The organism is Cohnella sp. GCM10012308 (genome assembly GCF_042649185.1).
Classification (GTDB): Bacteria; Bacillota; Bacilli; order Paenibacillales; family Paenibacillaceae; genus Cohnella.
This window is the reverse complement of the sequence record NZ_JBHRYU010000002.1, coordinates 246,686-259,860: the sequence shown is the minus strand read 5'-3', so window position 1 is coordinate 259,860 and position 13,175 is coordinate 246,686. Positions and strand designations below refer to the sequence as shown.

Here is a 13,175-nt window from a genome sequence, read left to right as displayed (position 1 = left end):
AGCGAACGGGGCGCCCGGTTCGCTCTTTTAAGGAAATAATCGGGATTTTTACGTAATTGCGTTAAACCGTCCGACTTGCTAGACTAGTAGCTAGAATGTATGTTCGGGAGGAAGCCTAAATTGCCCGCATTCTTATTCGAACCAGCCAGATACCCGGAGCAGCCGGGCGTATACATCATGAAGAATAACGAAGGCAGGATTCTGTATGTCGGCAAGTCCAAGTGCATAAGGGACAGGCTGCGCGCCTATTTTAACGGTGCCGACAAGCGCAGGCGGATTCCCGCCTTGACCGCGGAGATCGCCGAGATCTCCGTCATCGTGGTGAACAACGAGCACGAGAGCCTGATCCTCGAGAACAATCTCATCAAGATCCACAAGCCTCCCTATAATCGTGCGCTGAAAAAGGACAACAGCGGATACGCGTACCTGCAGCTGACCCGTGAGCCCTTGCCGAGATTGATCGCGCATTATCGGGACCGGCGCGCGGTGCGCGAAGAGACCGGCGAGGCGGCTTCCGCGCGGAGCTTCGGCGGCGCGGCGGAGCGCGAGCTGCGCCTGGCGCTCGAGCAGACGGCGGCGGGCGCAGAAGCGCGTGACGGCGGGGCGCGCCCGCCCAAGCGGGCGGAGCCGGCCCCCACTCCCGCTCTGGAGGACCAGCCGGCCGAGCGGTTCGGGCCGTTTATCAGCAGCCGGTTCCGCGAGGCGGTCATCGCCTTCGTGACGGAGCATTACAAGCTCCGCACCTGCGTCACGCTGCCCAAACGGGCGTGCCTCGAATACCATCTCGGCAAGTGCAGCGGCGTCTGCGCCGGACATATCTCGCACGAGGAGTATCGAGAGACGGCGCGCGCGGCAGCCAAGCTGCTGGCCGGCGGCGGAGAGCGGCTGGTCGGCGCGATGTACAGCCAGATGGAGGCGTACGCGGAGCGGCTCGCCTTCGAGAAGGCGGAGCATATGCTGCGCCATATCCGGATTCTCGAGCGCACGCCGGAGCGGCAGATCGTCGACACGGAGACCGACGGCACCCAGGAGGCCGTCTACTTCGGCGAATCCGACGTCTGCATCGCGCAATTTCACGAGGGGATGCTGCACCGCCTCGAGTGCATCCCCTGGTCGCGCGGAGAGGAGGGAGCGGCCGCTTGCGACCGCTTCCTGATGGAGCGGTACAAGACGCTGTCGAGGCCCGACGAGATCATCGCGAGCGAGATCGGCGACGCCCGCTTGCTGCGCGCGGCGCTGCGGAGGCGCGGCCAGCCGGCCGTGCGGATCACCGTTCCGCAGCGCGGCATGAAGCGTGACCTGCTCGGCCTGTGCAGGCGCAATCTCGAGGAGACGAAGCGTTCGCAAGCATGAATCGCACGACGGTCCGCCGTTCGTGCGATTTGCATTTTTTTCGCGAATAGGCTTACTTGCACGGGACTTAAGGTCATGTTACAACAGGTGGATAACGTAAACGAAACGTATGCGATGCGGAGGAGAAGACAGGTGTCTGAACAGGAACGGACGGATGCACGGACCGGCGAGACCGAGCGCCTCGCCGAGGTGATCAGGATCATTGACCGCAAGCTGCTGAAGGAAATGTCCGTACAGGGCGAGCGGCGGGGCGACGTCGTCGGCATTCGCCAGGAATTCTGGGACGATCTGGCGATCAACTTTTCCGACGAGACGGAGCTCGGAGAGACGTGGAGCAGCATCGTGCAGCAGGCCGAGCTGCTTGCGGAGCGCGAGCGGAGCCACAGGGTCGCTTCGGAGGCCGCCGAGCGGCTGGCGCATCAGCACGACAATCCTTATTTTGCGCGGATCGATTTTGCGGAAAAGGCAGCGCCGGCGAGCGGCGCCGGCGGAGGCGCTGCGGGGGAGACTGCGGAGCCGGAGGTCATCTATATCGGCAGAGCGTCTCTCGTCGGCGATGACGGAGAGACGTTCTACATTTACGACTGGCGCGCGCCGGTCTCGAGCCTGTTCTACGATCACGAGCCGGGTCCTGCGTCCTATGAGACGCCGGGCGGGGAGATCGCGGGGGAACTGACGCTTAAGCGCCAGTTCGTCATCCGAGGCGGCCGGCTGCGGCATATGTTCGACACGGACGAGACGATCGGCGACGACATCCTGCAGGCGGTGCTATCCGAAAAGTCCGATACGGCGATGAAAAGCATCGTCGCCACCATCCAGAAGGAGCAGAATCGGATCATCCGCGACGAGCGCCACCGCCTGATCGTCGTGCAGGGCGCGGCCGGCAGCGGCAAGACTTCGGCCGCCTTGCAGCGCGTCGCCTATTTGCTCTATCGTTACCGGGACAGCCTCACGGCCGAGCAGATCGTGCTTTTTTCGCCGAACCCGGTATTCAAGGGCTACATCTCCCGCGTCCTGCCGGATCTGGGCGAAGCCAACATGCGCCAGATGACGTTCCGCGAGCTGATCGAGGCGCGGCTCGGCAGACGGTTCGACGCGGAGGACTTATTCGCGCAGACCGAAGACTTGGCAGCGACGGAGGGCACGCCGGAGGGCGAGGCCCGCGCGCGCGCGGTTCGTTATAAGGGCTCGGAGCATTTCTTCGAGACGGTCGGGACGTATTTGGACCGCCTCAAGCGGGAGGGCGTCGTCTTCCGGCAGCTCCGTTTCAAGGGCGATACGATCGTGTCCGCCGAAGAGATGAGCAGGCAATTTTACGGCGAGTACGGCGAAGACAGCTTCGGCGACCGGCTGGCCAAGCTGAGGCGATGGCTGAACGGTCGACTGACCGCCTGGGTGGATGCGCAGCTTGATGAGCCTTGGGTCGAACAAGCCGCCGAGCTGATGGAGGAAGAGGATATTCAGCGGGCTTACGTGAGCGTGAGACGCAAGGGCGGATTCCACGAGAGCGCGTTCGACGACGAGGACAAGATGACGGAGCTCTTGCTGCGGCAAGCCGCCGAGAACGCGATCGGGCCGCTGCGCAGAGCGGTCAAGGGCTTCCGGTTCATGGACGCGCCAGAGACTTATCGTCAGCTGTTCGTCAGCCGCTCGTTGTTCGCCGCATGCGCGCCGGACGGGCGCCTGGCCGAGGGCTGGGAGTGGATGGCGCAGCGCGTCGAGGACAAGCTTGGACGCAAGGAGCTGGACCACGAGGATGCGACGCCGCTGCTGTACCTGATGGAGGCGCTCGAAGGCTTCCGCAAGGTCGAGGGCGAAGTGAAGCATCTGTTCGTCGACGAGGCGCAGGACTATTCGCCCTTCCAGGCGGCATACCTGCGCAGGCGGTTCCCGCGCGCGCGGATGACGGTGCTGGGCGACTTCAACCAGGCGATCTATGCGCAGGCCGAGGACAGCGGCGGCTTCGGAGGCTGGACGCGACTCGCAGATCCGTCCGACACGGCCGTATGGCGGCTCACGACGAGCTACCGGTCCACGAAGCCGATCGTCGAGCTGTCCAAGCGGATATTGCGGCCCGAGGATGCCGAGGGCATCCGGCCGTTCAACCGCGAGGGCGAGGAGCCCCGGCTGATTCGATGTCGCGACGGCGCGCAGCTGGCAGAGCTGGCGGCGGCGGACGTGACGGCGCTGCTCGCGGCGGGTCACGCTACGATCGGCGTCATCGCGAAGACGGCGCAGGAGGCCGGCGACGCCGGCGCGCTGCTGAAGGAACAGCTTGGCGAGGACGTGCCGGTGACGCTTATCAGCGGCGGCTCGGCCAACCTGCCGAAGGGCGTTTCGGTGCTGCCTTCCTATTTATCCAAGGGCATCGAGTTCGACGCCGTCCTCGTATGGGACGCTTCGGCGGAGCGATACGGACAGGAGCGGCACCGCAAGCTGCTGTACACGGTAAGTACGCGCGCGCTGCATGTGCTCCACATTTATTATACGGGAGAGCTGTCGCCCTATCTGACATAGCCGCGGAGCTCAAGTGCGAGCATCGGACTTAATAGGGCGGCATATGAACCCGGGACGGGCGATCGCAGTGAAATAAGGAAGAAGTTTTTGGCGGGGCTGCGCATATCTCGGCGGGCTTCCGCGCGGAATTACGAGGAGGAACCTAAATGCCTGACACGATAGACAAGGACATCGACCGGTCGATGGGGGAGGCGCGCAGCGTGCTGAAGCGCTTCTTCGGCTACGACGCGTTTCGTCGGGGACAGGAGGAGCTGATCGAAGCGATCTTGAGCGGCCGGGACGCGCTCGGCGTCATGCCGACCGGCGCGGGCAAGTCGATCTGTTATCAAGTGCCCGCGCTCCTGCTGCCCGGCGTGACGATCGTCGTATCGCCGTTGATCTCGCTCATGAAGGACCAGGTGGATGCCTTGAACGCGGCGGGCATCGAGGCGACGCTCATCAACAGCACGCTTTCGGCCAAGGAAACCAACGATCGGCTGCGCGATATTTACTACGGTCACTACAAGCTCGTATATGTCGCGCCGGAGCGGCTCGAGTCGGAGCGCTTCCGCGGCATGCTGCGCCACATCAAGGTGCCGCTCGTCGCCGTCGACGAGGCGCACTGCGTCTCGCAGTGGGGGCATGACTTCCGTCCGAGCTACATGGGCATCTCCCGCATGCTGCAGGACATCCAGCCGCGTCCGGTGATGGCCGCCTTTACGGCGACGGCGACCGACGTCGTCAAGGACGATATCGTCGATCGGCTGCAGCTGGCTTCGCCGGCTCGCGTCACGACGGGCTACGCGCGGGAGAACCTGTCCCTCTCGGTCGTCAAAAACGCGGACAAGCGGGACTATCTCGTCCGCTACATCCGGGAGCGCGCTGGACAGTCGGGCATTATCTATGCGGCGACGCGGCGGGAGGTCGAAGGACTCTCCGGGTTCCTGACCTCGCTGGGGCTTCCGGCCGGCATGTATCATGCGGGCCTGCCGGAGGAGGAGCGCGCGCGGACCCAGGAGGCATTCATCCGCGACGATCTGCAGCTGATCGTGGCGACCAACGCGTTCGGCATGGGCATCGACAAGTCGAACGTCCGTTACGTCGTGCACTTCAATATGCCGAAAAACCTGGAGGCTTATTACCAGGAAGCCGGTCGCGCGGGGCGTGACGGCGAGCCGGGCGAATGCGTGATGCTGTTCTCCGCGCAGGACGTCGTGACGCAGAAGTTTTTTATCGAGCGGAGCGAAGCGGACGACGAGCGCAGGCGGAACGACTATCGGCTGCTGAACGATATGGTGGAATACGCGCATACGTCGGATTGCCTGCAGCGCGCGATCGTGCGGTACTTCGGCGAGGACGGCGGCGAGCCGTGCGGGAGGTGCAGCAGCTGCACCGACGAGCGCGAGCTGCGCGACGTTACCGATCAGGCGAAGCTGGTATTCGCCTGCGTCTCCGCGATGAAGCAGCGCTTCGGCATCACGCTGACGGCGAAGGTGCTGCGCGGCGCGAGCGACGCCAAGGTGCGGCAGTTCGGGTTCGACAGCTTGCCCTGGTACGGCAGGCTCGGCAGTCTGTCGGAAAAGGAAATCGTGCAGCTGATCCACGGACTCGTCGCCGACGGCTATCTCAAGCTGACGGACAGCCAGTACCCGGTCGTGCAGCTGGCGGCCAAAGTCCGCGGCGTCATGAGCGAAGGCGAGCAGGTGTTCCAGCGGATCGAGCCGCAGCAGAGCGGCGGACGGACGAGCAGCCGCTCGCGCTCGGGCGGCGTGTCGGCCGTGCCGCCGGCCGACGCCGAGCTGTTCGAGCGGCTGCGGGAAGTCCGCAAGTCGCTTGCGACGCGCGAGGGCGTGCCGCCGTTCATCATTTTCGGCGACGCCACGCTGCGGGAGATGTGCGCGCTGCGTCCGACGTCCGAGCACGAGATGCGCCGCGTCAAAGGCGTCGGCGACGCCAAGCTCGAGAAGTACGGCGAGGCGTTTGCGGAGGCCATTCGGGATTACGTGGAGGGCTAAGGGGCCGGCTGGTATGATCGAGCCATCGTAGACAAATTAGTCCTTTCACAGCTATAATTACATCAAATTAATCGACGTGAAGCACACGCCGCTTTCATGCGTTATCCGGTCTCGTATACCGGAATGACGCAGGAAGCGGCTTTTTTTTTCATGGCGAAGAGATGAGAGGAGTCGGCAGGATGTCCAGGTTCGACGAGATGTTCGAAGCATGGCTGCAGAAGCATATTAATGCGGAAACCAATCCGCGAAGGAAGGAAAGGCTCGTGAAAGGTTTAGGACACGGTACGATCGAGTTTTTACGAACGATTTGGTTTCCTCGTGTCGGCCATTTCGATGACTTGTATCCCGAATGGGAGGTTCGCGACTTCGGCGGCGGTTATAGGTACGTTGATCTCGCCTATATGCCAGGTGGCGCAAAGGGAGCTATCGAGATCCAAGGCTACGGGCCGCATGCGAGAGATCTCGACGTGAGACGATTTAAGGATTTATGCCGAAGGCATTGCCTAATGGCGCTCGACGGATGGACGCTTTTGCCTATCGCCTATCCTTCGATCGTAGAGGATCCTGGCCAGTGCCAGCAGTTGGTGCTTGCGTTTATCGGCCATTTCGTTGCGTCGGAATCGTCATTCTCCCTGAATTGGCTGGAGGCTGAAACCATACGGCTTGCGCGGCGCTTGCCGCGGCCGATTAAGCCGTTGGAGCTGGCCGGCCATCTAAGGGTGAGCGACCGGCATGCAAGACGCGTACTGAATAGGCTTGTGGGCTTGCAGCTGTTGGAGCCCGCCAGCGGGAGCGAACGTGTACGAGCCTATAGACTCAGAAGCTGAGCGGGAGTGGACATCGAGTGCCGTAAGCGGACTCAGAATCCCCTATTTCACAGTAACCAGGTTCTACGCGGGCGTTCCGGACCCAGGATCCGTTATTCGCGCCAGAGTGGGGGGATTAGGGAGTTAAAAGGGAAAATAACGAACCTCCTGTCCGCAGCAGGCCCGTTTTGGCAGCTTAATGCGAAAATAGCGGAACTGTGGTCACGAGCCGAAAAAGGGGGGAGCGCGGAGCGGCGACTGAGCGGTCATTGAGCATAAAGCGGTCATAGAGCGCAGAGCGGACTCCCCAGCGTTCAAGCTCCGCTCTCGCCGACCGATAGGGCGCCGCGGCGGTACATGACAAAGCGGACGGTGTCGGACATGCCGGCGGGGCATTGGACGATGACCGTCACTTCGGGCGCCGGCGCCGTGGTGCCGGATCGGGCGGGGCCTCGCAGCCAGATCCGCTGCAGGCAGTAGCCCGCGGCGAAGCCGACGATCGCGCCGACGATCCCCCATACGATCGGCCCCCATGCGAGGCCGAAGCCGGCGGCGACGCCAATGACGGCCAATGCCGTCGCCCAAGCGGCGCCCATCTCGACGGCATCGCTTTGTTTGGCTTCGGCGGACGCGTCTGCGCGGAGATTCATGCCGACCGCCAGTATATGCATGCGGTCGACCCCGCTGCGTTCGATGTCGGCGAGCGCTTGCTCGAGCTCTATCGTATGGGCAAAACATCCGATTAACAGCATTTTCTCACCCCGACTCCCCAAATAGGGCAATTTCGGCCCGGTCGTACGTGTTTCTCAAATAAGCCCGCTGCGCCTCGCGGAACAACTTGTTCTGCTCGATTGTTCCCCGGTACGCCTGGTAGGCCGCCCCGCCGAGCACGGAAGGCATGAACATGAACCAATGCTGCGAGAGCATCGCGGTCGAACGGGACACCGATCCGTACAGCAGCTCGACCCCTGCCGACGGCGCATGGGACATTCCGATATAGACCCACCACCAGAACATGAGGTAAAAGGCCAAGCAGAAGCGTTGATTGTAAAGCTGACCGAGCCCAGGGAACAAAATCGAGTAAAGAAAGCCGGACAGCGGCTTTTTCCGCTCGATGTACTGGATATCCAACGGGTGGATGACCATGCGTCGGATCGGCAGCCCGCCCGCCGACAGCTCGCGAAGACGGCCCAGGTATTCGGCGCGTCGATAGCTGTCCCAGATGGCGAACAAATAGATCGTTGCATAGCCGAACGCCCAATCGGCATCCAGTACGGCCGCGGCATCGTCGAATCGTCCGCAGAACGTGTACACGATCGCATCGTTCAGCCTGCAACACGTATTAATCAGCATCTCCGTCAGCGTGAGCAGGACGCCGCGCGCATACTGATTGATGACGAAGTGCCCGAAGCCCGGAAAAGCCGCCGACCACCAGGCAACCATAGCCGGCCGGGGGGCGGACGAATACGTGACGCCGAGCATGCTCATACGAAGGAACGGATAGCGGTTGCGCGAGCTGGTCTTTTTCATGGCATTAGTTTGCAAATTATTACATAAGTTATGCACCCTTCCAGTCGGTGTAGAAACGCTTCCGTCTGGATATACTTGGCACATTGACGATCGGCTGGATAGGCGGCATTCCATTCGTAAACCTGACATCGGGCGGTGACGATCATGAGCGAGAGGCAAACGGCTGCTTCGCCGGAAATGCTGAAGACTGATTTGAGCGAGAATATCGCAATGATCAGGTCCAAGCTCGGCAACGCGTCGGACCTCCTCGTCAGCCAGCATGTCTCCAGGAGCGGCATTCGCTACGCCGTCTTTTGCATCGACGGCTTGTCCAGCCGCCTGGTCGTTCAGGAATATATGCTCGAGCCGCTGATCGATTCGGATACCGACAAGGCGAAGCTGCCTGTCCAGGAAGTGAAAACGACGAGCCTGCTGGACGACATCCTTATCGCGATTTTGTCCGGCGATTCTGCGGTTCTGTCCGAGAACAGCGACAGCGCGCAGATTGTCGGAACGAAATTCTGGAATTCGAGATCGGTGGAGGAGCCGCAGACCGAGGCGTTAATACGCGGGCCGAGAGATGGCTTTACGGAAGATTTTCGCACCAATACGGCCCTGATTCGAAGAAGGCTGCGAGATCCGAACCTTCGCTTCGAAACGTTCCAGCTGGGCAGGCGTTCGCGTACGGACATTGCCGTCGTCTACGTCGAAGGTATCGTCCATGACAAGCTGCTCGAGGAGGTCCGCAGACGGATCCATACGATCGACGTGGACGAGATTTCAGGATCGGGCTTCATCGAGCAGTGGCTTACGGACCATCAGTTGTCCCCGTTTCCCCAGGTTATGAGCACCGAGCGCCCGGACAAGCTATCGGCGGCGCTGCTGCAGGGCAAGGTCGGCATTGTCGTCGACAACACGCCGTTCCAGCTCATTATGCCGATGACGCTGTTTTCATTTTTTCATTCGCCGGAGGACTATTATCAAAACTGGATTATTTCGACGGTTATCCGCATCATGCGGTTCGGAGCCGCTTTTTTGGCTACTTTTATGCCGGCGTTCTATATCGCTCTCACCGAGTTTCATCACGGCATGCTGCCTTCGGAGCTCGCCTTCTCGATCGCGGGCTCCAGAGAGGGCGTGCCCTTCCCTTCGGTCGTGGAGGCGTTCGCGATGGAAGCGACGCTTGAGCTGCTCCGGGAGGCGGGCATCAGGCTGCCGCGGCCGATCGGGCAGACGATCGGCATCGTAGGCGGTCTCGTCATCGGGGAGGCGGCGGTCAGAGCAGGCATCGTCAGCCCGATCATGGTTATCGTCGTCGCCATTACGGCGATTTCCTCGTTTTCTTTGCCTTCCTATACCTTTGCGATTTCGCTGCGCTTGCTGCGCTTTTTAATCATGCTGGCGGCGGCGTTGTTCGGCCTGTACGGCATCGTGCTGGCTTACATAATGTTAAACATCCATGTGGCCAATCTGATGAGCTTCGGAATCCCGTATTCGACGCCGTTCGCGCCGACTTTCCTGAAGGACTGGAAGGATCTCATCCTGCGCGCGCCGCTTAAGCTGTTGTCCAGCCGGCCGCAGATGATGCGAACGAAAGACAAGAAGAACATGAAATAAGCGTAAAAGGCGGCTATCCATGAAAATATTCGATTACGGAGACAATCGGATCGGTGCTCGGGAAGTGTCGATGACGATCTCGTCGATCATGATCGGAATCGGCATTCTCACGCTCCCGAGCATGCTTGCCAGTCATATCGAGGCTTCAGACGGCTGGGTATCTATATTGGCTGCTGGAATGATCGCTGCAGCATGCGGACTCGTCGTCAGCAGATTGACGAGCCGATTCCAGGGAAGCACCTTCCACGACTATGTGGCACGAATCGCGACGAGGCCGATCGCATCGCTCATATCGGCGATCTATGGCATTTATTTTCTGCTTTATCTTGCATACGAGGTGCGGTCAATCGCCAAGATTTCCCGGATGTATTTGCTTGAAAATACGCCGATCGCCTTCATTTCGGTCGCCTTTTTGCTCGTGGTGGTGTATGCGGTATCCGGCACGACGGCGGCGGTGATTCGCTTGAACTCGATGTTTTTGCCGATCGTGCTCCTGATTTCCGTTGTCGTTCTTCTATTCGGCATTCAACTGACGAGCTTTAACAACCTGAAGCCGTTCATGACGACGAGTCCTTACGATCTTGCCGCAGGCACGAAGGATACGACCTTTGCCTTGCTGGGCTTCGAAGTGCTGCTGTTCTACGCGCCCTTGCTGAGGCCGGCCGCGCGCACCGAAAAGGCGATGCTGATCGGCATCGCGATTCCGGTCGTTCTGTGCTTGCTGACTTATCTCTATTCCGTTGCCATTTTCACGAGGGAAGCGACCGCCCAGATCTTGTTTCCGACCGTCGAGATCGCGAAGGAGGTGCGATTGCCGGGTCAATTTTTCGAGCGCTTGGAATCGATTTTTTTCACCGTATGGATTATGACGATTTTCAACACTTCTTGCATGGCCATGGAAGCCAGCGTCTCGTGCCTGCAGGGGATCGTCTCCAAGTTCGACAAGCGCATTTGCATATTGATCTTGTGTCCGGTCGCCTACTTCATCAACATGCTGCCCGATAATATGCTGCAGTATCAGAAGTTCGGCTGGATCGTCAGTTATATCGGGTACGGGACCGCCGGAGCGATCCCGATCATTTTGTTGGTCGTGGCGCGGCTTCGCGGGGGCGGAAGCGGTGGTTAGCCCGCGGAAGGTACGGACGCTGATGCTGGCAGCCGCCTTAGCGTTGCTGGCAACCGGTTGCTGGGATCGCGTCGAGATCAATAACCGGGGCTTCGTGGTCGGCATATCGATCGATGCGTCGGCTCCGAAGAGCGATGCGGAGAGCGAGGAAAACGCTTCGCCATTCCGGATTTGCTACCAAATCGTTATTCCCGGCGGACTGAACGGCGGCGGAGAAAACGCCAAAGGGAGCACCGGCTACTCGAATATTTGCGGCCAAGCGGCAAGCATGTCTTCGTTTGACCAGTATGCGACAGACAAGCTTAGCAGAGCCCCGTTTTACGACCATCTGAAGGTCATACTCGTTTCCGAGCAGGTCGCCCGATATAGTACCGGTTTCGCCGATATGCTCGATTTTTTCATAAGAGGCACCGGCGTTCGGCGTTCCATCAAAATACTGGTCGCCAGAGGCAAAGCGTCGGATGCTCTCTACGCCCAGTCGCCCAACGAAGGGCTGCCTGCCAGCGACATCGAGAAAATATCCGGCAACCGCAGCAGCCTCGAAAAGCTTCCGGCGACGCAGATCGGCTATATACACGAACGCTTAATGAACGAGACGAGTTACGCGGTGCAGGCGCTCGAGACAAAGGACAAATCCGCCTTTATATCCGGCAGCGCCGTTTTCGACGGCAAAACGAATCGTCAGCGCGGCGCGCTCGATGCGAGACAAACGACCGGGCTTAATTTTTTGCGGGGTTATCAGATGAGAGGCACGATCATGCTGCGTTCGTCTGGAGCGAATCTTTCGCTTAACGTGTACGAGATTAGATCCCGCATGCGTGCAGACGTTCGCGATCCGGCGCATATCGTCTTCCATGTCTCGGTCGGCGTCGTCGTCTCGATTCGCGAGACGACCGGCGCGATCGACGTCATGCAGCCGGCGATCGCGGACCGGATCCATGCAGACGCCACTGCCGAGATCGAATCGCTGATCGAGGAAGCGGTCCACGCCGTGCAGGCGATCGGCAAGGACGCGCTGGGTCTCGGCGAAGAGCTGAAGCGAAACCATCCCCGCACGTGGGGAAAAGTAAAAAACGATTGGGATCAAGGTAAAAATCTGCTCGCCGCATGCGAAGTCAAAGCGCATGCGCAAGTCAGCATTCGCTTGACCGGCACCGTCGATCAGACGGAGCGGGGATAATCTCGCGAGGAGAGAATGCGCTTATGCTGTTCAACGGAGAGATGCTGATCGGGCTTTTTCTAAGCGCTGCCGTTCCTTACGCGTTAGGCAAGTTAAGCCGCTACCTGCAAGAAAAGTCGGATCCGCCTTGGAAAAAGAAGCCTTAGCGCGTATTGCCCGCGATGCCCGTCTGACATACAATTGGAATAGTCAGGAGCGGGAAGCGGGGAAAAGACAGCATGAAAAAAGGAGTTTGCGTCCTTCTCGCGGCTATGCTGCTGCTGCCTGTCGGCGGATGCGGGGTGTCTTCATCGACTGCGTCGTCGTCGGCTATCGGCGAGGGGAACGTGCAATGGGCGTTCACGCAAGACGATCAGCATCCGGAGAAGCTGTTGATCGGCGTCATTCAAGGTGCCAAAGAGACGCTTGACGTCGCCATCTACAGCCTGACCTACCCGGATATCGTCGCGGCCATCCGCGACGCCCATCGGCGCGGCGTTGCCGTGCGGCTGCTGACGGACCGGATCCAGTCATCGGGCAAGACGCAGAAGGAGGCGCTCAAGCTGCTCGGCAGCGCGGGCATCCCGATCAAGATCAACAGCCACAGCGGATTGATGCATCTGAAAATGACCGTGGCCGACGGACAAGTGGCGACCACGGGCTCGTTCAACTATTCCAAGGCGGCGAGCACGACGAACGACGAGATGCTGGTCGTGCTGCGCGACGCGGCCGCGGCCGCATCGTTCGAGGAAGCGTTCGAGCGCGCCTGGAACGATCAAGGCGGATACGAGACGCTGCCGGCTGCCATCGCCCAGGACGATTCGCCGGACCAAGGCAAGCCGGCGCCGTCGGTGCAGGCGCAGCAGTCCGACGAGGAAGAATACGGCGCGGAAGCGCCTGTCGCGGCGTGCGAATCGCCTCAGATCAAAGGCAACATCAATTCCAAAGGGGACAAGATCTACCATGTACCCGGCGGCAAGAGCTACGACCGCACCAAGCCCGAACAATGGTTTTGCAGCGAGGCGGATGCCACGGCGGCCGGATTCCGCAAGGCTGCAAGCTAGCGTGCGGTCGAAGTAACGATAGACATGATG

Annotated in this window: 11 protein-coding genes; 9 read left to right on the top strand and 2 right to left on the bottom strand. The window is 60.5% G+C overall.

Features of this window, described 5'->3' with window-relative positions; translation table 11 throughout:
- Positions 1–120: 120 nt before the first annotated feature.
- From ACFOTD_RS04370 to ACFOTD_RS04355, 4 genes are all read left to right on the top strand, one after another.
- Complete coding sequence (locus tag ACFOTD_RS04370) at positions 121–1,353, top strand: GIY-YIG nuclease family protein (RefSeq protein WP_378116096.1); 1,233 nt, start codon at positions 121–123, stop codon at positions 1,351–1,353.
- Between the two features lie 132 nt (positions 1,354–1,485).
- A complete protein-coding gene (gene helD, locus ACFOTD_RS04365) occupies positions 1,486–3,870 on the top strand; it encodes an RNA polymerase recycling motor HelD (protein WP_378116094.1) in 2,385 nt (794 codons plus the stop codon).
- A 146-nt stretch (positions 3,871–4,016) separates the two neighbouring features.
- The gene (gene recQ / locus ACFOTD_RS04360) at positions 4,017–5,864 is read left to right on the top strand and encodes a DNA helicase RecQ (RefSeq protein WP_378116092.1); all 1,848 of its coding nucleotides are present in this window, start codon (positions 4,017–4,019) and stop codon (positions 5,862–5,864) included.
- 179 nt (positions 5,865–6,043) lie between these two features.
- Positions 6,044–6,691, top strand: a complete 648-nt coding sequence (locus ACFOTD_RS04355) for a transcriptional regulator (RefSeq protein ID WP_378116090.1) — start codon at positions 6,044–6,046, stop codon at positions 6,689–6,691.
- 293 nt (positions 6,692–6,984) lie between these two features.
- Here ACFOTD_RS04355 and ACFOTD_RS04350 read toward each other — a convergent pair whose 3' ends face one another.
- Both ACFOTD_RS04350 and ACFOTD_RS04345 read right to left on the bottom strand, forming a co-directional pair.
- On the bottom strand, positions 6,985–7,422 hold the full coding sequence (locus ACFOTD_RS04350) for a hypothetical protein (protein ID WP_378116088.1): 438 nt from the start codon (positions 7,420–7,422) through the stop codon (positions 6,985–6,987).
- Between the two features lie 4 nt (positions 7,423–7,426).
- Positions 7,427–8,200, bottom strand: coding sequence for a hypothetical protein (locus tag ACFOTD_RS04345; protein ID WP_378116087.1), 774 nt, complete (start codon positions 8,198–8,200; stop codon positions 7,427–7,429).
- A 144-nt stretch (positions 8,201–8,344) separates the two neighbouring features.
- Here ACFOTD_RS04345 and ACFOTD_RS04340 point away from each other — a divergent pair, with 144 nt between their 5' ends.
- From ACFOTD_RS04340 to ACFOTD_RS04320, 5 genes are all read left to right on the top strand, one after another.
- Positions 8,345–9,796, top strand: a complete 1,452-nt coding sequence (locus ACFOTD_RS04340) for a spore germination protein (RefSeq protein ID WP_378116085.1) — start codon at positions 8,345–8,347, stop codon at positions 9,794–9,796.
- A 19-nt stretch (positions 9,797–9,815) separates the two neighbouring features.
- Positions 9,816–10,922, top strand: coding sequence for a GerAB/ArcD/ProY family transporter (locus ACFOTD_RS04335; protein ID WP_378116083.1), 1,107 nt, complete (start codon positions 9,816–9,818; stop codon positions 10,920–10,922).
- Positions 10,915–12,102 carry a Ger(x)C family spore germination protein gene (locus tag ACFOTD_RS04330; protein WP_378116081.1) on the top strand — a complete coding sequence of 396 codons (1,188 nt, stop codon included), beginning with the start codon at positions 10,915–10,917 and terminating at the stop codon, positions 12,100–12,102. The genes ACFOTD_RS04335 and ACFOTD_RS04330 overlap by 8 nt, the downstream gene beginning before the upstream one ends.
- A 23-nt stretch (positions 12,103–12,125) precedes the next feature.
- Positions 12,126–12,248 (top strand): hypothetical protein, encoded by a 123-nt coding sequence (locus ACFOTD_RS04325; RefSeq protein WP_378116079.1) that lies wholly within the window; start codon positions 12,126–12,128, stop codon positions 12,246–12,248.
- Positions 12,249–12,320: 72 nt separating this feature from the next.
- Positions 12,321–13,145, top strand: coding sequence for a phospholipase D-like domain-containing protein (locus ACFOTD_RS04320; RefSeq protein WP_378116077.1), 825 nt, complete (start codon positions 12,321–12,323; stop codon positions 13,143–13,145).
- The last annotated feature ends 30 nt before the right edge of the window (positions 13,146–13,175 follow it).